Here is an 18,556-nt window from a genome sequence, read left to right on the forward strand (position 1 = left end):
CCCATCACACGCCTGCGGCCGCTTCTTCATGTACTGATTCGATCGCCTCAAACAGCCTTTTTCTCAGCTCTTCTTCAGGCAGACGGCTGAATTCCTCCATAAAACGGATGAGCACGGCCCAATTCCCGTCCACCGCTTTCCCGATATGGATTTTCGGAAAAATCTGCTCCGTATGTACTTCATTATGATTCAGCAATTCTTCATACATCTTTTCTCCCGGGCGGATGCCGGAGAATTCGATGGGAATCTGTTCTGTCGTATAGCCTGATAAATGAATCAGGTTTTTTGCCAGATCGACAATTTTGACGGGTTCTCCCATATCCAGAACGAAAATCTGCCGCCCTTTTGCAAGCGCCCCGGCCTGAATGACGAGTCTTGACGCTTCGGGAATCGTCATAAAATATCTTGTCATCGCCGGGTGCGTGACGGTGACGGGTCCGCCTTTTTCAATCTGCTTTTTGAAAATCGGAATGACGCTGCCGCGGCTTCCGAGCACATTTCCGAAACGGACGGCGGCGAATTTGGTGCTGCTGACCTTTCCGAGGTTCATGATGACCATTTCCGCAAACCGTTTCGTCGCGCCCATGACATTGGCCGGATTGACCGCTTTGTCAGAAGAAATCAGCACGAATGTTTCCGTTCCGCACATGTCGGCGGCTTCGGCGACATTTTTCGTGCCGATAATGTTGTTTTTAACGGCTTCTTCCGGATTATGTTCCATTAACGGCACATGTTTATGGGCAGCCGCATGATAGACGACGTGCGGCTCGTATTTTTTCATCAAAGTAAAGATTTTATCTCTGTCCTGAATATCGGCGATCTCCGCGTGAAAGAGCACCTCTTTGCCGAAGCGTGCGGACAGCTCGGTATGTACGGAATGAATGCTGTTCTCCCCGTGGCCGAGAAGGACGATTTCCCGCGGAAGAAACGCGCTGATCTGGCGGCAGATCTCAGAACCGATTGAGCCGCCGGCGCCTGTGACCAGAATCGTTTTTCCCTTGATGCTGTCAGAAATTTTGCTCGTATCAAGGGTGACCGGCTTTCTGCCGAGCAGATCTTCGGCTTTTACATCTCTGATGTGTCCGGCAGCCTGCGTTCCGAGCAGGATCTCATCAAATTGCGGCATGATTTTAATATGGGCGCCCGTCTGCACACATTCTTTGTATAACGTCTGAAGCTCATGGGTGCAAAGAGACGGAATGGCAATGATAATATGGTGGATTCTCAGCCTCTGCACCGCCGGCATAATGCTTTCTTTTCCGCCGATGACGGGCAGGCCCATGATTTCGAGCTTATGCTTCGTCTGATCATCATCAATAAAAGCCACAGGCATGATTCCGAGATCGTTTTTCTGGGTAAGCTGACGGACGAGCAGCGTCCCCCCCGCACCTGCGCCGATGATCAGCGCCCTGGAAGAGTCATTTTGCTTCCTGCCGATCGTTTCTTTCAGCACCCGTGAAATCATCCGGCTTCCTCCGATGAACAATAACTGAACCATCCAGCTGACGGCCAACAGCCGGAACAAAATCGTGTGGAACACCCCGTATTGGACGGCGGCTGTCACAGCTGCTGACAGCGTGATCCCCTTCATTAAGGCAAGCAGCTCGCCTATTCCCGTGTACGTCCATACCTGCTTATACTGGTGAAACATAAAAGCGCATACATGATGGCTGATCAGCATGCTCACGGCAGTCAGCAGCAACGCTCCGGAGTCATAAAAGTGATAAGAATCCTCAAAAAATTGATATCCTATAACAACGGAAAGTAAAACGAGATACGTATCCAATGCAAAAATCATTGAAAGTCTTCTCCGGTAAGTCAATCTTTCCCCTCCTCATTTATCGGTTTAGCTGATACGGTTTTCGTAAAAACAGACATAACAGCTAAGCCGATAACAATGCATCATCTTAAGATAAAATTGGGCATTTAACCCGTCCTCACACCCCGCCACCGACGACCAGCATCTAAGGCGGCGAAAAACGCCGCCCACAGCAGAGCCGAGTGCCTCCGTTGATAAAGGTAAGGAGACATCACCTGCACCGCTCAATAAGAGTAGTGCTCCGTTTTTTTGATTTTCTTTTTATTCAGCAGCGCCCCCAAAAGCTTTGCCTTTGACTGCTGGAGAGCGTCTCTCGCCTTTTGGACGGTATCCATTTTCGTTTTTCCGCTCAAGACGACGAGAACGCTTCCATCTGTCTGGTTCGCTAAAATCTGTCCGTCCGCCACAGCCAAAAGCGGAGGTGAATCGAAAATAACCAGACTGTACCGGCTGTACATCTCCTGAATCAGCTCTCCCATCGCCTTTGAAGATAAAAGCTCAGCCGGATTCGGCGGCGTCGGCCCGCTCGTTAAGACGTAAAGGTTATCAATCAGCGTTTTTTGCACCGTTTCGCCGAGGGAAGCGTTTCCGACTAACACATTCGTAAGGCCTTGTACATTTTCAAGCTGATAGGTCTCGTGTATCGTCGGTTTTCGTAAATCCGCATCGACGAGCAGCACCTTTTTTTCCTGCTGCGCAAATACCGCGGCAAGGTTGGCGGCGCTGAATGATTTTCCTTCTCCCGGAACGGAAGAAGTGACGAGAATAGAGCGCAAATGGGTCTGAACAGAGGAGAACTCAATATTTGTCCGAATGGTGCGGTATTGTTCAGCCACCAATGATTTGTGACGTAAAACGGATATTTGAGCCAGTCCCCTTCTTGATTTCTTTTTTCTGAATCCCAAACGCCTCACTCCCCGAAATGTTTTTCATCAGACCGTGTCTGCTGATTTTTGATGTCATACACAACCCCTAAAACAGGCAAGTCTGTTTTTTCGCTGAGCTGCCGCTCGCTTTTAACGGTTTCATCAAGAAAATGGAGAAAAAACGCAAGCGTCACACCCGCCATGAGAGCCGCACCGAACGCCATCATGATATTCCTGATGCGCGAAGGCTTGACCATCGGGCTTTCCGATGCTTTTGCCTCAGACAAAACAATGACGCCTTTTATATTCATCCTGTCACGGACTTCTTTTTTAAATGTCTTCATCAGCGTGTTCGCTATAGCGGCGGCCTGTTTCGGATTCTCGTCCTGCACCGCTACGGTAATGATCTCTGAATCGGTTTCGCTGCTTGTCGTGATCTTTGCTTTTAAAGCGGATGCCGTCTCAGAAAGATGCAGCGTCTGCTTCACTTTCTCAAGCACAACCGGGCTTTTCATTATCGTTTGAAACGTATTGTTGTAATGAAGATTCAGCTGAACGTCGCTGAGATTAGAATTTTTTTCACCGCTTGTTTCATGAATGAGCACTTGGGTCGATGACTGATAAACGGGCGAAATCACCCGGAATTGGATGTATCCCGTCACCAGCGTTACAACTGCTGTCATGATAAAAATCAGTAAAAATCTGTGTTTAATAATGTCAAATAATTCTTTAAAACTCATATTCTCATTCATGTAATTACAGCCTCATCCTTATTGCATCAGGCTTAAACGCCCCCTTCTGTTAATGATTGGATTATAAAAGAAAAGGTCGAAATTTGAAAATTTCAAATTAAGCCATTTAGTTCTTTTTAAAGAACATTATCATGATTTTCCTCTTATTTACTGCACTTACCTTATAATTTTAAATTTTATAAAGAACGAAAAATTTCTTATAATGAACAAAAAAATGCCAGTATACAGGGGAGAATTCAGCACAATGATTGGAAGAATAATTCGTTTATACCGCAGAAGAAAAGGCTACTCTATTAATCAGCTAGCAGTTGAAGCAGGTGTCTCTAAATCTTATTTAAGCAAGATAGAACGGGGGGTTCACTCAAATCCGTCCATCCAATTTCTGAAAAAAGTATCCGCCACCCTGCAGGTCGATCTGACGGAGCTTTTTGATGCCGAAACGATGCTGCATCACATGGGAGGCACGGAAGATGAGTGGCGCATCCACCTTGTGCAGGCCGTGCAGTCGGGCATGCCGAAAGAAGAACTGTTCACCTTTACGAACAAACTGACTGAAAAACGCCCGGAGCCCGCACCCTACCGCAACAGAAAACTGACTGAATCCAACATTGAGGAATGGAAAGCGCTGATGCAGGAAGCCAAAGAACTCGGCTTGTCCGTTCAGGAAGTCAGATCATTTTTAGAACGGAAGCGTTACTGATGATATGCTGATGAAAAGGCTTTTATTCGCTTCATGTCTTCATCTCTGTTTATAATGAAAAGAAAAAAGGGGATGAAATCATGACAAAACTTACCGTTCAAACCCGCTCCGGCGCACTGAAAGGAACTGCCGGCCGCGGTGCCCGCATATGGAAGGGCATACCGTACGCGAAGCCGCCCGTCGGAGAGCTCAGATTTAAAGCGCCGGAGCCGCCCGCACCTTGGGACGGCGTAAAACATGCCGATTCGTTCGGACCGGTTTGTCCGCAGCCGGATGATATGCTGTCTATATCGTTTTCCGGAGATATACCGGCTCAATCTGAAGATTGCCTTTACCTCAATGTTTTCGCCCCCGATTCAGAGGGCGAAAAAAAGCCTGTCATGGTATGGATACACGGCGGGGCATTTTATTTAGGTGCCGGAAGCGAACCGCTTTACGACGGATCTGCCCTTGCCGCTGACGGAGATGTCATTGTAGTCACACTCAATTACAGGCTCGGACCGTTAGGCTTTTTACATTTGTCTTCTATTCATGACGCGTATTCCGCCAATATCGGGATGCTCGATCAGATCGCCGCGCTGCGCTGGGTGAAGGACAATATCTCCGAATTCGGAGGAGACCCGGATAACGTCACGATATTTGGTGAATCGGCAGGCGGCATGAGCATCGCTGCGCTTATGGCAATGTCTGACGCAAAAGGCCTGTTTCATAAAGCCATTTTAGAAAGCGGCGCCTCTCATACGATCCCGGCGGACATGGCAAAAGACATCGCGGCGGCATTTATTCATGAAGCCGGCACTGATCAATTGCAGGAGCTTTCCGTTAATGACCTGCTTAAGACTGCGGATAAAGTGCGGCGCTCACTAGATCAAAACATTTTTCAGCTTTTGTTTCAGCCCGCCATCGATCCGGCCACATTGCCTGCGGAACCGGTGAAAGCCATAGCAGACGGGGCCGCAGAAGGCATACCTATGATCATCGGAACCAATCGTGATGAAGCATATTTGTTTTTCACCCCTGATACAGACATTCATTCCGAGAAAAAGCAGCAAGATTATTTGCATTATCACCTCGGAGAGAACTGCACCGAGCAAGCAGCAGATTTATATCCGCATTCATTAAAGGGACAAATCGATATGATGACGGATCTGATTTTCTGGCGGCCGGCTGTCGCTTTCGCACAAGGACAGTCGCAGCACGCACCGGTCTGGATGTACCGCTTTGATTGGCATGGCGAAACACCGCCGTTTCATAAAGCCGTTCACGCTCTGGAATTGCCGTTTGTGTTCGGAAACTTTGATTCTTTGAGAAAGACGCTGCAAGAACCGCTCGGTGATGACGCAGAACAGCTTTCCAAACAAATCCAATCCGCATGGCTCGCTTTTGCAAAAACCGGAAACCCGAACACCTCTCACTTCAATTGGCCTGAATATGATACCGATTCACGCGAAACTTTGCTTTTCAACACGGATACCGCTGTCGAAAGTGATCCCGATTCAGCAAAACGCCGCATCTTGTTTCAAGCATAAAAAACGCCAGGGGAGCCGGCTCCCTTGGCGTTTCGTTTTCATCTTACTTCAGACATCGCAGAAAATCCATTTCCGCATTACCCTGATATGTTATATTCTAACCCAATACGTTAACCAAACATTCATAAAGGAGTTTTTATATGGAGAAATCAAGTATTATCGGCACAGCTGCCGTTATAATCGGGGCGCTTATGACCTTAGTTTCATTTATCTTCCTGCGCGACACTGATTTCTATGCCGTGAGGTGGATAGGGGTTGTTATCATGGTTGCAGGGTTTTCATGCGGGCCGGCCCACACCATTTCAAAACATAAAAACAAACATGAAAAAGAAACCCGGTAACCTTTACTGGGTTTCTTTCATACACTTCATTTTATCTCACTTCATAATGCAACTCCGCAAATTGCTTATAGCGCCTGACATCAGTCAGCTTCAGCCCTGTCTCCCGGTCTCCGGGTTTGAACAAAGAAATTCCGCGGCCGAGCAGAACGGGGGCGATCTGAATGATAAACTCATCGACAAGTTTTTCCTCCAAAACCGGGTGCAGCAGCTCACTCCCGCCGACAATCCAAATCCGCTTGCCTTCTTGGCGTTTCAATGCTTTTATAAAATCGGCAGGCTCTTCATGAATAAACCGCACATGTTCAGTGCCCCCGGTCAATGTCCGCGAAAACACATAGCATTCTTTACCTTTGTACGGAAATTCCTCAGGCAATAAAACCAATATGTCCTCGTATGTTTTTCTGCCCATGATGATCGTATCGACAGATTCATAGAAAGCTTCATAATCGGTGCCGTCTTCACCTTCAGTTCCGATTAACCAATCTAAAGAGTGATTTTCCCGCGCAAGATAGCCATCTGCGCTGACAGCTCCGTAAAAAACGAGCTTTCTTTGACCGCTCATAAAAATCCCTCCCCCTTTTTTATTATACCTTGAACATGCGGATGAAATGAAAAATGATAGCATCGGGTAAAAACCCCCGTTACCGGGTTTTCGTTTCTTCCTGCTTTGGAGATGCTGTTAATATGCCGTCTATCCATCTTCCGGTAATCGGCATAAAGAAATGGAGAATGACCCCTCCTAAACAAACGGTTAATAACGTTCCGATGCCTACCGGACCTTTTAGCATCACGGCCAGTATGAAAAATATGAAGTAAATGACCGTTCTTGAAAAAAAGATGCTTCTCCCGGTTAATTCGCGGACAATTAACGTTAACCGATCAACCGGGATCGGTGCGAAATTTGTGTGCAGATAGGTTGCGGTTCCTATCCCTATCACAACTAAACCGATTGCAAAACAGCCCGCTTTTCCGTACCATGGTTCAGGCGTTATGATTCGGTGCAGAAAAAAAAGCCACATATCAATCCCGATTCCCGTTATAAACGCCGTAATCATCCCTGTAAATTCCGGTCTTTGTCTTTTTAACATTGAATTACAGCAAATTAACAGGAAAGCGATGATGATTTCCCAGCTTCCCACGGTAAGCCCTGCATGGACGGATAATCCCACAATAAGCGCATCAAAAGGAGACGTTCCAAGATCTGATTGAATCGTGACAGAAATACCAAAGGTCAAGATCATGATTCCTAAAACATAAAAAACATATTTCACTTTATCGTCCTCATTTTCTTATTTTATGTTGCAAATACAACAAAAATACGGTATGTTTACTATACGGTATTTTCATTGCAAATACAACAAAAAATCAGCTGATATGATAAATGAAGAAAGGAGCTGTATTGACCATGAGTATTAAATTAAAAAAGTGCAGCCTTAACGATATAACAGAGCTCCGGGAGATAAGCATTGAAACATTCAATGATACATTTAAGGATCAAAATTCACCAGAAAATATGAAAGCTTATTTGGAAAATGCATTCCGCTCTGAACAGCTGAAAAAGGAATTATCCAATCTGTCTTCTCAATTCTATTTTGTTTATTATCACGATGACCTTGCGGGGTATGTAAAAGTCAACATGAACGAAGCACAATCAGAAAAAATGGGTGAAGATTCTCTTGAGATTGAGCGAATTTATATAAGAAAAAACCACCAGAAACACGGACTCGGCAAATATCTGCTGAATGAAGCTGTGAAAATCGCAACAGCACACAATAAAAAGAAAATCTGGCTGGGCGTATGGGAAAAAAACGAAAATGCAATCGCCTTTTATCAAAAAATGGGGTTTGTCCAAACCGGAGAACACTCTTTTTATATGGGGGATGATAAGCAAGTCGACTTTATCATGACCAAAACCCTGTCGTAAAAGGATACAAAAAACCCGGCCAAGCTGCCGGGTTTTTTCTCTTATTTTAATTTTCCCGCACGGATATCATCGGTCATTCCTTCGTACGGCGCTTCTGAAATCAGTGCTTCGTTATTGATTCCCGCATTGTTGAGATAGGTAATATCCGCAAACTCGGGAACAACATATTTCGGGTACGTTTCATATTTCTCACGTGACTCTTTCATCACGTCAATGTAATCATTTTGGTAGCACACCGTGATTTCCGGATGCTCATGCACCCATTTCGGGAAGAAAATAATTCCGTGCATCCGTTTTTCATTCGGCATAAAGTTTAAGGAAACGTCTGTGCCTGTCGGTTCAGTCCATGACACTTTGTATACGCCTTCTGTCAGCTTGACGATATTCACTTCCTGGTCGCGCACCCAGCGGCCGCCTACCATTCCGCTATGAATCCGATAGTCGATCGTATGATCATTTTTAATATAGATTTCATACTCCCAGCCGTTTTCATACGTGTAAATCATATGGCTTCCGATAAAGTTTTCCATGTTGACTCACTCTCCATCTTATTATTGAACTTCATAAATATCTAACCGAATGTCATCCGGCAATCGGACCGCAGCCCCGATAAACAGCCGGTCCTGCAGATGCTGATATGCCTCGCTGCTTGTTTCAAACACAGGCACAGTACGGAAATACACGTGCTCGGGATCAATGATGCGGTTCACTGACTCATAAATGACTTTTTTTAAAGAAGGTTCATTCAAGACGTATCACCTCCCGAGGTATTATGTTTATTTAAACATGTAACTATTTACACGTTTAATTGTAACGCTGTTAAAATGGACTGTCAAATAATGAGCTGTTTCTGATTATGTTTTCCAATGTTCAATGAAAAAAGACAAGGGCGGCAAATGCCGACCCCTTGTCTTTTTCGTTTAGTGTATGCTCCTATCAAAAAACGCCAGACGAGCGTCTTCTTAGTAATCACAATCTTTATCTCTGCATTCTTTCTTACTTACAGCGTCTATTGAGTGCCCCATGATCTTGTCATTGGCCTTATCATAAATACCATCGAATTTATTCGATGTATCATCGTTGTAATAGCCAAATACCTCTATCCCGCCCATTGGATCTGTTTCGTATTTATCTTTAAATGTAACGTTATGTATTCCGTCGTAGTTCGCTTTGATAAATTTCTCCATTCGTTCTTGAGCAATCTTTATCTCTTCAGCCTGAACATTTTTATCATTCATACTCTTCATTATAAAACCTCCGGCTGCTATTAAGATAATGAAGATAATAATATATTTTTTCATAGAACTCATCCTTTCCATGAGTTATGATGAAACTCGCGGACTAGAAAAATGGTGGTGACATCCGGTGCATTAATTCATACAAAAACAGACGCTATTTAGGCGACTTAAAGTTTTTCTTCAATGTTCACAGCGGATCATATAAACCGGCAAACAAGAGAACTTCTTTATTTTGCGTCTTTTAGTATTCACATTCTTTTTCCTGACATTCGGGTTTCTCTTCTGCATCGACTGACGAAACTCCTATTTCAGCATTCGTTTTGTCATAAAGTCCGAAAAATTCTTTTTCCTTATTACCATTCAAGTACCCCTTCACGGAAATACCACCCATAGGATTTATTTTATAATCGTTAATGTATGTAATTTGCTTTATATTTTTGTAATTAGCTTTTATATAGCTTTCCATTTTATTTTTCGCTTGGTTAAAAAGTTCTTGCTCTGCTTCTTTTTTATCATGGTGGTACTTCATGTAGATACTTCCTGACGCTATAGTTATTACAAATATCAGGACAACCATGTATTTCTTCACAGACTCATCCTTTCTTAGATTAAATTTACATCAACCTCAGAGTGTTGTACATGTCTAAAAAAACATCAATGTATCAAATATCAGTGATCGAGATTACTTTTATATAAGCGTTAGTTAGACTATCCTAAAAGTGTGCGAATTTCTACAAAAGCTTATAGTTAGATCTAGATTTAATGAAGTTATGAAGGAGAAGGGAATTCAAAGCCAGAAGGAATTGGCTGATTTAGTTGGTTCAACTGAGGTTACGATAAGCAGGTTTAAAACAAATACAAGATATGATATCACAACACTATTCATTATTAAATTAGAGGAAGAGCAATACAACAAAATTAGTCCAGCTCGATTGAGCAGGCTAATTTATCTTGTACAAAGCTTATCTTTACATTCTTCTTTTGGTTCGGCATCAACCGTATATGACAATATTTCTTTATTGCCTGGGTCATATAGACCTTCAAACTCTTTTTTTCCGTTAGTATAACCCTTAACACTAATACCGCCCATTGGGTTAATATAGTAATCCTCAGAAAAATCGATATCTTTCACATTTTTATAGTTCGTTGTTAAAAACTTTTTCATATGATTCTGGGCTTCTTCGAATAATGCAATCTCTTTTTCCTTTTGATCATACTGATGCTTCATAAAAAGTCCCCCAACTGCTACAATTATTAAAATAAAGATAATTATGTACTTTTTCATTTGGAAATCAACCCTTTCCTATAAATAACTGTCGTTCTTAAGTAAACGAAATGAGCGAAAACTTGATATGAATATACTTTCAGCATGTCAAAAGCAAAGCTAACCAATTCAGAATTCATCGCGATTGTTGCTGACAAGTTAAGATTGGAACTTAAAGCGAGTAAAATGCTATCTGACGTTTTTCCTATCGCTGAGTTGTCATGATATTTGTACGCGTTTACTGTTAATATCGGGGATACCTCGACAAATGAGACGGTAGAGGCGATTGATCTCAGGAATAGGTTTGAACTGTATGAGAAACATATCACGAATTTTGTAAGATAATTAAACAAAATAAATACCCACTCATCCCTGAGGTGGGTATTTTACCTTTCTTCGGCATTGACCACTGAAATACCTATCTCCTTGTTCGTCGGATCATATATACCGGAAAATTCTTTTTCTTTATTATTATTTATGTAGCCTGAAACTTCAACTCCGCCTGTCGGATCGATATTGTAGTCTTTTGAAAAATGAACTTCCTGTACATTTTTATAGTCTTTTTTTAAGTAATTCTTCATGTGCTCTTGCGCCTCAATCACAAGTTTTTCTTCGTTTTTATGTTTATCATATTGACGCTTCACGAAAAAACCTCCCACTGCTATAATTATAACAATTAGGATAATAATGTATTTTCTCATGCGTATCATCCTTTCGGAACTATTTTACAATATAAGAAAGGTGATGTATATATGCCAAAAGGAAAAGAAATAACCGTCTCTAATGTCACAGATAAAGAATATTACCGTTTGAGTCAAGCAGCTTACAATTATAAAATGTTAGCCCTGCATATGAAATATAAAACTCCTTATAAAATAAGTAAGACGTCATATTGGTACGTTGAGAAAGTGAAGCAGGATTCTGATACGGGTCTTGATGCCTTTGTATTCTCAAAAGGCATCAAGTCCAAAAACGGAAAATGGACAAAATCAAAAAACCCCGAAAACGTGGTCGTCGCATTTGCAGGAACCGATATCGGAAAAGACCCGATCAATGACGGCGTAAAAGCGGACGGCGGCAATATTGTTTTCGGAAATGATCCGAAAAAAGAAGTACATTATATTGTAAAAAAAGACGCAAAGGATACATCAAAAACACTCGGAGCCTATCACGGAACGCCCTCTCAAGACGCCATGCTCACAACCGGAAAGTATAAGCTGATAACGAAAACATCGCAAATCGATCAAGCCGATCAGCTGGTACGCAGCGTAAAGAAAAAGTATGCCGGAACGTCAACGATTATTTCAACAACCGGCCATTCACTCGGCGGCGCTGAGGCCGAATACAGCGCGGTGAATAATGATGTGTATGCCGTCGCGTTTAACAGTCCTTCCGTCGTGAAACTGCACGATGAGGAAACACAGAAAGACATCAACAGCGGCATTTACGATCCTTACATCCGGTCAATTATCAATCCGGACGACATGGTCGGGGCGGGTTATTGGAACGAATACGACCGCCACAACGGGACCACAATTTACACGAAAAACCCCTCGCTCTCACAGTTCAGCCGGAAGCAGCGGCTTGATGGGAAATTGAGCGAGCAGATCGGAAAAAATCTCGCTTATTTCTTCACTACTGTCATTCTGAGAAATCCGGATACACACGGCTTAAACGAAGCAAATTTCGTGTTCGATAGAAACGGAACTATCGCAAATCCGAACGGAGATGAATTAGTCTTTGACAAAAACCTCGGCGCTCTTCTGCCGGCCGGTGCGATCGGAAGCGGAGACGCGATAAAAGTAACGCCGACAAACGCAAAGAAGCTGGCTGAAAAGGTGCAGGCTATGACTGAGGATTTGCGGACGATGAAAAAAGAAGCGCAGAACGCCTATCAGGAGCACGATGAAAAAATCGCCGAGCTGAAAACAGAATTCTACGGTCAAGTCGGACACGGCTTGTTTGACCAGCTTCAAGCACAGGACGTGACCAATACCATTGAAGATATTGCGCTATCTTACGAGAAAGGCCCGATTTTTTACGACACTCAGGCTGAGCAGGCGTTTATTGATTCTTTGCAGGCGGCAATCACGGACCTAGAAGAGATCGGCGGATTCTTACATAAAATAGCAGACGAATTTCAGAAAAAAGACCAGATGCTCGCAAACTGGTTAAGATGATAGAGGTGGATACATAATGCCGACATTAGACGAACTTTTAGAACACAAGGACGACCCGATGAAGAAAAGGCTGCAGCGGCAGATGCTGAAAACAGGGATGACGCAGGCAGCGGGGACAAAACTGGAGACAGTGCGCCGAACGCTGAAACCGACATTCGAACTGGATACGTTGAAAGATGAATTATATGAAGTGTATTCAGCACTATTGAACAGCTTTGAAGGTAAGGCGCAAAAAGCTCTCGCGCAGCGGATCAGTGAAAGTGCCAAGCTTATTGTTAATGTGGAGAACGACGGAGAAACTTTCGTTAATAGCTTTAAAACGAGATAAAAAGCCCCTCTGCAAAGCAAGTTAAGTATGAAATGAACGAAAATAATAAAGATGTGATTATCGAGTCATTAAAGCGGAAAGTTAATCGACTAGAGCATGAACAAAGATTTTTGAAACCAATTAAAAGTAGCGTAGCAGAAGTCTACAAAAATTTCTAGTTGACAAGGTATTTATTATTTAACAATCAAGATTGTTTAGGAATCTTGTATATTAAACTCAAAAGTTATTTAACTAAAGATAAGAGGGTATAAAAATGGATAATGAAACAGCCAAAAATATTAGAGAAAGTTTAACGGCTGATTGTACGAAGTGCTTTGGACTTTGCTGCACAGCGCTTAATATTGTAGCATCAAGCGATTTTCCAATTAACAAGCCAGCAGGTGCACCTTGTGTTAATTTACAATCTGATTATGGTTGTCAAATTCACAGCAACTTACGAGAGAAAGGTTTTAAGGGCTGTACAGTGTTTGACTGTTTAGGTTCTGGACAAGTTGTTTCTCAAATTACTTTTAAAGGTCAAAGTTGGCGAGATAATCCTGAAATTAGAGAAAAAATGTTCCGAGTGTTTCCGATCATGGAACAAATACATGAAATGATTGCGTACACGGCAGAAGCCTTGTCGTATGACATTCCCCATGCTTTGTCTGATAAATTGAGTGTGCAGTTAAAAGAATTGCAGAACTTAACAAAACTCGATGCTGAAGAATTATTATCTCTTGATCTAGTGGTGTACAGATTTCCATTAAACAAATTGCTTTCGGAAACCAGCGAGTATATTCGGGAAAGCTTAATTTCAAAGTTACCTGACACTAAAAATGCCAAGAATTATAATTACGAAAGAGCCGATTGGATTGGCAAAAAATTAAGAGGTAAAGATTTAAGGGCGTTAGATTTAAGGGGAGCATATTTAATTGCTGCAGATATGAGGAATGCAGATTTAAGAGGTGTTGATTTTATTGGCGCTGATTTGCGTGATACTGATTTAAGGGGAGCAGACTTATCTACGAGTATGTTTTTAACTCAAATGCAAATTAATTCGGCTAAAGGTGATGTAAAGACAACATTCCCCTCTCATATACAACGACCTTCCCATTGGATTAACTAATTTTGTTCAGTTTGAGTATTAAAGGAAACTTTTTGAAGATGGTCTTACTATCAGTCTTAGGAAAGCACATATTAGTCATGAATAATATATGCTTTATGCTTTCCTTTATTTTTGAGGATTTTTATAATTTAGGTCTTGATAATACTGTGCCATCCGGTATCTGTAGCGTGTGGAGTTCGGGGAATTTAGCTTTCCGATATAATAGACGTAGGCTAGGACGTTCTTTCTTTCGGATTTATTTCCGCTGGATGGCGTTCTTTTTTTTGTTTTTAAATCTTTAACGTGTCGTTTCGACTTGCTTTTCTGTATTGCTCGATTACGATATCGTCTACATAATCGAGATATATTTCTGTAGAAGCGAGGTCAGCGTGCCCCATTATTTTTTGTAGCGTTTCTCAGATAGTTAATCGCAAAGGAATGTCGTAAGCTATGAAGGCTCGGTCGGCATTCCTTTTTTAAATCCGCCATTTCCCCGTACTTCGCAGCTCTCTTCCGCAAGTGATCTTTCGCAATCTTCTCCCCGTACTGATTAACGAAGACATGCGTAAATTTACCGAAATACTCCGTCATTTCCGTTAGTAATTGCCGCAACTCTTCCGCGACCTGTTCAGTCATCGGTACCATTCTGTTCTTACGGTTCTTGTTGACGGCGCCCGGCAGCATAATAACGAGGTTGTCAAAGTCGATATCTTCCGGCTTGAGTCCTTCAAGCGAGCGAAGCCCGCACTTCAGCGCAATAAGGAACGCTACATAATCGCGAAAGCCCGGAAACGTATCTTTATCGATCATTTTAAAGAAACGCCGCACTTGACTATCCGTGAGCATTTTTATTGTCTTTTCATCGACTTGCAGCTTCGTTACTCTTTTCGCTGGATTCTCGTTTAGAAGTCCGCGCTTAGTCATTCGGCTAAGGATCGACTTTATGCCGCCTAAACGGATATTTATCGTTACTGGCGAAAGATCGCGTACGTTGAGCATCGTTGTAATATAAGACCGCAGATGATCTTTCCGTGAGGTCCGTCACGTTATCAGACGGCATGATACCGACTACCTCCGTGAATTTGGCCCAATACTTCCGATAATCATTGATCGTTCTATCGCGATAGTTCTCCGTTTCAAATAGCTCGTATACGATCCCTAACGCTTCGTGAACGGATTTCGTCGCTTTGAAGCTCTTTACTATTCCGTCAGTCTCGCGCCGATTCCTGACGCCTTGCCTACGTTTTAAAATCGCCATAACAAAAAACCTCCCGGATTTATTTATCCGTGAGGTTACGTTTGCTGAATCGGACTGTTTCGTTTTAGGAGAAGCGAGCTGACCGATTAAAGCCGGGCCCGTTCTTTACCGGTTCGCGCCCTTCCGGACACTTTTCGTACACTTAACGCTTAACGGACCGTCGGAAAACGTTGATATGACGGGGTTATAACGTATTGGACGCGCTCGGAGGGATTCGAACCCCCGACAGACGTGGTACCGGAAACCACCGCTCTATCCAACTGAGCTACGAGCGCACGTTTTTTCAATCAGATACCTTTATATTATAATAAAGAAACGCGCAGAAAGCAACTCTTTTTTGATAATGCACAACAGGATTATGCAGCGTCCTCATGCAGCATAATCCTGCATCGTTTAACGTCATTGATTTTCACAAAAAACTTATTTCAGGCGGACTGCCCCCGGCTCGGTACATTTCCACCCACTGCAGAAAAAGCGGTAATCACCCGTTTCAGCTTCTTTTCCAAATGTCCTTTAACGTCCAATAGGTGAATTCCTCAACCTTTACGGCGCCTTTCTCAGAAAACAGCTCAATCCCCAATCTGCCTTCATTCGGATAGATACGGCTTGTCATCGTTGTTTCTCCATGATTGGCGAATACTTCAATCGAGGATCTGTCAATAAAGATACGCAGCGCCAGCTTGCCGTTTGTATCCGTCTGCACCCTTCTCACACCGTCTTTCGCTTTCCCCATCTTGGTGCAATCAAGTGTCAGCTTTTTATCCGTTAGATTGTATGTCAGCACAAGTTCTTCTTCGTCTAGGCCGCGAATCTTAAAACCTGCCGTTTCGGCATCAGAATCGTTTACATCAAACACGGCTCGGACTTCAAGCAGATCTTCCGACGTCTTTGCCAAGTAACTCCCTGAAACCGATCGTCCGGCACATTCCCGATATTCCATTTTCCGCAGCTGCTTGGTTTCTTCCACGGGATTCATCAAAAGTTTATGATCATCACGCAAAGTCAGTTCTCGCGGCAAAGTCAGTGCACCGCACCATCCGTCCGCTTTTGTCGGCATCTCAGATTCCCACATATCCATCCAGCCGATAGCAATTCTGCGTCCTTTATCATCTAATAATGTTTGCACGGCGTAAAAGTCATGGCCGTGATCCAGTTCTTTAAAAGCGCCGTGTGTAAATTTGTTTGTTTCATCATGATAGTCACCGATTAAATAGCCGGTTTGATGTAAATTTTGATAGGAATCACCGTCCGCCTCGATCCCCTGGGGCGAAATCAGCAGGACATGCTTGCCGCCTAATTCAAAGAAATCAGGACATTCCCACATATAGCCGAGATTACCGTCACTTTGGGCGAGAACACCCGCGTATTCCCAATCACGCAAATCAGGTGAACGGTATAAAACGACCCGTCCGACGTTTTCTTTTGAAGAGTTGCCGATGACCATATACCAAACATCGCGATGCTTCCATACTTTCGGATCGCGGAAATGACGGGCGCTGTCTTCCGGCGGTTCCGCAATAACAGGGTTTTCCTGAAGCTTTTCAAACACGATTCCATCTTGGCTGACAGCGATATTTTGAGTTTGATAGAATAGGTCTTTCTCTTGATCAATTATATTATGTCCTGTATAGATGAGGGCTAATCTTCCATGATCATCGACCGCGCTTCCCGAAAAACAGCCGCTTTGGTCGAATGCATCGCCCGGAGCTAAGGCAACCGGCAGGTGCTCCCAATGAATGAGATCTTTACTTTTTACATGTCCCCAATGCATCGGCCCCCAATGCTCATCATACGGATGATGCTGAAAAAAGACGTGGTATTCTCCTTTAAACTGAATAAGCCCGTTCGGATCATTGATCCAATTCGCCCGGGGCATAATATGGTACCCCAATCGATATCTTTGTTTCACTTTACCCTCGGCTTCCTTCAGAGCTTCTTCCGCCTGCTGAATTCTATCCATTTGTAACATCCTCTCTATCCGATTTTTTGCAGACGCTGGACACGCCTGCTGTTTTGTTTCGGGCCCAATAAAGTAAATATGGAGATGACGGTAAAACCGAAGACGACGATTCCCATGATGAGATAGGTTTGACGGAACCCCGCACTGTCATATAATCCTCCCGCAAGCGGCGACAGAATCGACGCGCCTGCCTGAGATGCGAATTGAAAACCGACGAGATAAAGGACGGACGACAGACGCGTATCAAAATTGGCAGCCAAATATTTAAAAACGGCGATCAGCATAATCGGCAATTCCAGTGCGTGGATGAGTTTCATTGATGAAATGCCTACAGGCTCAACTGCAATTCCGGACCCGACGATGCGGAAAGCCATTAAAAACCCCGCTAAAATCAAACTGTTTTTCGCCCCGAACTTATTGACGATAAAAGGCGCAAGAAACATCATGCCGGCCTCCAAAAACACCTGGAATGAATTAAGATAGCCGAATACTTGGTTACCCGTCGACACTGAAGGAAACAAAGACGCATAGTAGATCGGAAACTGCTGATCATATACGCCGTAAATGCAAGTCACCCCGATAATGTACAGCATAAAAAACCAGAAATCTCTTAGTAAAAAGAGCCGCCCCACGTCTTTTAACCGGACCGAATCCGCTCTGTTTTTCTCATGATCGGTCATTTCTATTTTCACAGACATGATAATGGCCGTTAATATGACGGCTGAAACAGACGCGATCCAGAAGTTGATATTGGGATTGATATTGAAAAGCTGCCCTGCAAAAAATGCAGCCGCCGCCCAGCCCAGCGAGCCCCACATTCTTGATCTACCATACTCGAAATCATACTTACGGCTGACCTTTTCAATGTACGTTTCAATCGCGCCTATCCCTGCCAAAAAAGCGGCTCCCAAATATAAGCCTCCGACAACGGCGCCAAGAAAGACGTTGTATTGTAAAAGCGGCCCATAGACGAAGATATAAAACGGACCCGTGAATATGAGAAGACAGCTGATCATAAACAATATCTTTTTCTTCAGCCCCAATTTGTCAGAGATAAAACCGTAAAGAGGCTGCATGCAGAGAGCAAATACGGCGTTTACAGAAAAGATAATGCCTGTCGCTGATCCGTTTAAATTGATTTCCTGCCCTAACCAAATCGCAAATAAAGAATAGCTGGAAGACCAAGTAAAAAAGAAAAAGAAGAAATAAGCACTCAGTTTCCAATACAGACTTTTTGAGCTTTTCATTTGCACCGCTCCTTTAATAGGACCTTTTAATAGCCGTTTTAGAGCCGCATACTTCCTTCTTCATTT

21 protein-coding genes, 1 tRNA gene and 2 pseudogenes are annotated in these 18,556 nt (G+C 43.3%); 9 read left to right on the plus strand and 15 right to left on the minus strand.

Translation table 11 applies throughout. The annotated features are described in order from the left end of the window. Window positions 1-4: 4 nt before the first annotated feature. The 3 genes from V7728_RS01830 to V7728_RS01840 form a co-directional block, all read right to left on the minus strand. Complete coding sequence (locus V7728_RS01830) at window positions 5-1,822, minus strand: polysaccharide biosynthesis protein (RefSeq protein WP_309192774.1); 1,818 nt, start codon at window positions 1,820-1,822, stop codon at window positions 5-7. 221 nt (window positions 1,823-2,043) lie between these two features. After that, complete coding sequence (locus tag V7728_RS01835) at window positions 2,044-2,724, minus strand: CpsD/CapB family tyrosine-protein kinase (RefSeq protein WP_335371328.1); 681 nt, start codon at window positions 2,722-2,724, stop codon at window positions 2,044-2,046. Window positions 2,725-2,729: 5 nt separating this feature from the next. Beyond that, complete coding sequence (locus V7728_RS01840; RefSeq protein ID WP_031378299.1) at window positions 2,730-3,437, minus strand: YveK family protein; 708 nt, start codon at window positions 3,435-3,437, stop codon at window positions 2,730-2,732. 244 nt (window positions 3,438-3,681) lie between these two features. Here V7728_RS01840 and slrR point away from each other — a divergent pair, with 244 nt between their 5' ends. The 3 genes from slrR to V7728_RS01855 all read left to right on the plus strand — a co-directional run bounded on the left by slrR (window position 3,682) and on the right by V7728_RS01855 (window position 6,007). Continuing rightward, window positions 3,682-4,137, plus strand: coding sequence for an HTH-type transcriptional regulator SlrR (gene slrR, locus V7728_RS01845; protein ID WP_003151541.1), 456 nt, complete (start codon window positions 3,682-3,684; stop codon window positions 4,135-4,137). Window positions 4,138-4,217: 80 nt separating this feature from the next. After that, window positions 4,218-5,666, plus strand: coding sequence for a carboxylesterase/lipase family protein (locus V7728_RS01850; protein WP_309192771.1), 1,449 nt, complete (start codon window positions 4,218-4,220; stop codon window positions 5,664-5,666). A 140-nt stretch (window positions 5,667-5,806) separates the two neighbouring features. Further along, window positions 5,807-6,007: a hypothetical protein gene (locus V7728_RS01855; protein WP_014418938.1), complete on the plus strand. Its 201-nt coding sequence runs from the start codon at window positions 5,807-5,809 to the stop codon at window positions 6,005-6,007. 31 nt (window positions 6,008-6,038) lie between these two features. On the opposite strand, the gene V7728_RS01860 is transcribed toward V7728_RS01855, so the two are convergent. Both V7728_RS01860 and V7728_RS01865 read right to left on the minus strand, forming a co-directional pair. Beyond that, window positions 6,039-6,569: a dihydrofolate reductase family protein gene (locus V7728_RS01860; protein WP_020956379.1), complete on the minus strand. Its 531-nt coding sequence runs from the start codon at window positions 6,567-6,569 to the stop codon at window positions 6,039-6,041. Window positions 6,570-6,648: 79 nt separating this feature from the next. Next, complete coding sequence (locus tag V7728_RS01865; protein WP_094032512.1) at window positions 6,649-7,278, minus strand: YczE/YyaS/YitT family protein; 630 nt, start codon at window positions 7,276-7,278, stop codon at window positions 6,649-6,651. A 134-nt stretch (window positions 7,279-7,412) separates the two neighbouring features. On the opposite strand from V7728_RS01865, the gene V7728_RS01870 reads away from it, so the two are divergent. Continuing rightward, window positions 7,413-7,931 carry a GNAT family N-acetyltransferase gene (locus V7728_RS01870; protein WP_132105786.1) on the plus strand — a complete coding sequence of 173 codons (519 nt, stop codon included), beginning with the start codon at window positions 7,413-7,415 and terminating at the stop codon, window positions 7,929-7,931. A gap of 41 nt (window positions 7,932-7,972) precedes the next feature. Here V7728_RS01870 and V7728_RS01875 read toward each other — a convergent pair whose 3' ends face one another. The 4 genes from V7728_RS01875 to V7728_RS01890 form a co-directional block, all read right to left on the minus strand. After that, window positions 7,973-8,461, minus strand: a complete 489-nt coding sequence (locus V7728_RS01875) for a phenolic acid decarboxylase (RefSeq protein WP_007407400.1) — start codon at window positions 8,459-8,461, stop codon at window positions 7,973-7,975. Window positions 8,462-8,482: 21 nt separating this feature from the next. Beyond that, complete coding sequence (locus V7728_RS01880) at window positions 8,483-8,680, minus strand: DUF3237 family protein (RefSeq protein ID WP_052827885.1); 198 nt, start codon at window positions 8,678-8,680, stop codon at window positions 8,483-8,485. Window positions 8,681-8,893: 213 nt separating this feature from the next. Further along, window positions 8,894-9,232 carry a DUF1433 domain-containing protein gene (locus V7728_RS01885; protein WP_236655730.1) on the minus strand — a complete coding sequence of 113 codons (339 nt, stop codon included), beginning with the start codon at window positions 9,230-9,232 and terminating at the stop codon, window positions 8,894-8,896. A 178-nt stretch (window positions 9,233-9,410) separates the two neighbouring features. Beyond that, the gene (locus V7728_RS01890; protein WP_132105784.1) at window positions 9,411-9,698 is read right to left on the minus strand and encodes a DUF1433 domain-containing protein; all 288 of its coding nucleotides are present in this window, start codon (window positions 9,696-9,698) and stop codon (window positions 9,411-9,413) included. Window positions 9,699-9,939: 241 nt separating this feature from the next. Here V7728_RS01890 and V7728_RS01895 point away from each other — a divergent pair. After that, a pseudogene (locus V7728_RS01895) lies at window positions 9,940-10,038 on the plus strand (XRE family transcriptional regulator); the annotation flags it as partial. Window positions 10,039-10,115: 77 nt separating this feature from the next. On the opposite strand, the gene V7728_RS01900 reads toward V7728_RS01895, so the two are convergent. Next, window positions 10,116-10,454 carry a DUF1433 domain-containing protein gene (locus V7728_RS01900; protein ID WP_099567112.1) on the minus strand — a complete coding sequence of 113 codons (339 nt, stop codon included), beginning with the start codon at window positions 10,452-10,454 and terminating at the stop codon, window positions 10,116-10,118. Window positions 10,455-10,520: 66 nt separating this feature from the next. Between V7728_RS01900 and V7728_RS01905 the strand changes: the two are divergent. After that, window positions 10,521-10,658 (plus strand): annotated as a pseudogene (locus tag V7728_RS01905) (hypothetical protein); the annotation flags it as partial. Between the two features lie 161 nt (window positions 10,659-10,819). Here the strand turns inward: V7728_RS01905 and V7728_RS01910 are convergent. Continuing rightward, window positions 10,820-11,134: a DUF1433 domain-containing protein gene (locus V7728_RS01910; RefSeq protein ID WP_012118522.1), complete on the minus strand. Its 315-nt coding sequence runs from the start codon at window positions 11,132-11,134 to the stop codon at window positions 10,820-10,822. A 51-nt stretch (window positions 11,135-11,185) separates the two neighbouring features. Between V7728_RS01910 and V7728_RS01915 the strand changes: the two genes are divergently transcribed. From V7728_RS01915 to V7728_RS01925, 3 genes are all read left to right on the plus strand, one after another. Beyond that, window positions 11,186-12,613 carry a lipase gene (locus V7728_RS01915; protein WP_099567113.1) on the plus strand — a complete coding sequence of 476 codons (1,428 nt, stop codon included), beginning with the start codon at window positions 11,186-11,188 and terminating at the stop codon, window positions 12,611-12,613. A 16-nt stretch (window positions 12,614-12,629) separates the two neighbouring features. Next, window positions 12,630-12,941 (plus strand): hypothetical protein, encoded by a 312-nt coding sequence (locus V7728_RS01920; protein WP_099567114.1) that lies wholly within the window; start codon window positions 12,630-12,632, stop codon window positions 12,939-12,941. Window positions 12,942-13,194: 253 nt separating this feature from the next. Further along, the gene (locus tag V7728_RS01925) at window positions 13,195-14,046 is read left to right on the plus strand and encodes a pentapeptide repeat-containing protein (protein WP_080130127.1); all 852 of its coding nucleotides are present in this window, start codon (window positions 13,195-13,197) and stop codon (window positions 14,044-14,046) included. Between the two features lie 363 nt (window positions 14,047-14,409). Here V7728_RS01925 and V7728_RS01930 read toward each other — a convergent pair whose 3' ends face one another. The 4 genes from V7728_RS01930 to V7728_RS01945 all read right to left on the minus strand — a co-directional run bounded on the left by V7728_RS01930 (window position 14,410) and on the right by V7728_RS01945 (window position 18,490). Beyond that, window positions 14,410-14,835, minus strand: coding sequence for a site-specific integrase (locus V7728_RS01930; RefSeq protein ID WP_309192756.1), 426 nt, complete (start codon window positions 14,833-14,835; stop codon window positions 14,410-14,412). A 647-nt stretch (window positions 14,836-15,482) separates the two neighbouring features. Beyond that, window positions 15,483-15,558 (minus strand) — tRNA-Arg (locus V7728_RS01935). Window positions 15,559-15,773: 215 nt separating this feature from the next. Beyond that, on the minus strand, window positions 15,774-17,243 hold the full coding sequence (locus tag V7728_RS01940) for a glycoside hydrolase family 32 protein (protein WP_039063694.1): 1,470 nt from the start codon (window positions 17,241-17,243) through the stop codon (window positions 15,774-15,776). 14 nt (window positions 17,244-17,257) lie between these two features. Next, window positions 17,258-18,490: an MFS transporter gene (locus V7728_RS01945; protein ID WP_020956388.1), complete on the minus strand. Its 1,233-nt coding sequence runs from the start codon at window positions 18,488-18,490 to the stop codon at window positions 17,258-17,260. Window positions 18,491-18,556: the final 66 nt, after the last annotated feature.

The organism is Bacillus sp. JHAA, assembly GCF_036961585.1.
In the GTDB taxonomy this organism is placed as follows: Bacteria; Bacillota; Bacilli; order Bacillales; family Bacillaceae; genus Bacillus; species Bacillus velezensis.

What these genes read in the sequence shown, in the direction of transcription:
- V7728_RS01945 (WP_020956388.1), bottom strand. Translation starts at nt 18,490, where the DNA reads ATGAAAAGCTCAAAAAGTCTGTATTGGAAACTGAGTGCTTATTTCTTC.
- V7728_RS01860 (WP_020956379.1), bottom strand. Translation starts at nt 6,569, where the DNA reads ATGAGCGGTCAAAGAAAGCTCGTTTTTTACGGAGCTGTCAGCGCAGAT.
- slrR (WP_003151541.1), top strand. Translation starts at nt 3,682, where the DNA reads ATGATTGGAAGAATAATTCGTTTATACCGCAGAAGAAAAGGCTACTCT.
- V7728_RS01940 (WP_039063694.1), bottom strand. Translation starts at nt 17,243, where the DNA reads ATGGATAGAATTCAGCAGGCGGAAGAAGCTCTGAAGGAAGCCGAGGGT.
- V7728_RS01870 (WP_132105786.1), top strand. Translation starts at nt 7,413, where the DNA reads ATGAGTATTAAATTAAAAAAGTGCAGCCTTAACGATATAACAGAGCTC.
- V7728_RS01925 (WP_080130127.1), top strand. Translation starts at nt 13,195, where the DNA reads ATGGATAATGAAACAGCCAAAAATATTAGAGAAAGTTTAACGGCTGAT.
- V7728_RS01875 (WP_007407400.1), bottom strand. Translation starts at nt 8,461, where the DNA reads ATGGAAAACTTTATCGGAAGCCATATGATTTACACGTATGAAAACGGC.
- V7728_RS01920 (WP_099567114.1), top strand. Translation starts at nt 12,630, where the DNA reads ATGCCGACATTAGACGAACTTTTAGAACACAAGGACGACCCGATGAAG.
- V7728_RS01850 (WP_309192771.1), top strand. Translation starts at nt 4,218, where the DNA reads ATGACAAAACTTACCGTTCAAACCCGCTCCGGCGCACTGAAAGGAACT.
- V7728_RS01900 (WP_099567112.1), bottom strand. Translation starts at nt 10,454, where the DNA reads ATGAAAAAGTACATAATTATCTTTATTTTAATAATTGTAGCAGTTGGG.
- V7728_RS01915 (WP_099567113.1), top strand. Translation starts at nt 11,186, where the DNA reads ATGCCAAAAGGAAAAGAAATAACCGTCTCTAATGTCACAGATAAAGAA.
- V7728_RS01910 (WP_012118522.1), bottom strand. Translation starts at nt 11,134, where the DNA reads ATGAGAAAATACATTATTATCCTAATTGTTATAATTATAGCAGTGGGA.
- V7728_RS01890 (WP_132105784.1), bottom strand. Translation starts at nt 9,698, where the DNA reads ATGAAGTACCACCATGATAAAAAAGAAGCAGAGCAAGAACTTTTTAAC.
- V7728_RS01930 (WP_309192756.1), bottom strand. Translation starts at nt 14,835, where the DNA reads ATGATCGATAAAGATACGTTTCCGGGCTTTCGCGATTATGTAGCGTTC.
- V7728_RS01840 (WP_031378299.1), bottom strand. Translation starts at nt 3,437, where the DNA reads ATGAATGAGAATATGAGTTTTAAAGAATTATTTGACATTATTAAACAC.
- V7728_RS01885 (WP_236655730.1), bottom strand. Translation starts at nt 9,232, where the DNA reads ATGAAAAAATATATTATTATCTTCATTATCTTAATAGCAGCCGGAGGT.
- V7728_RS01855 (WP_014418938.1), top strand. Translation starts at nt 5,807, where the DNA reads ATGGAGAAATCAAGTATTATCGGCACAGCTGCCGTTATAATCGGGGCG.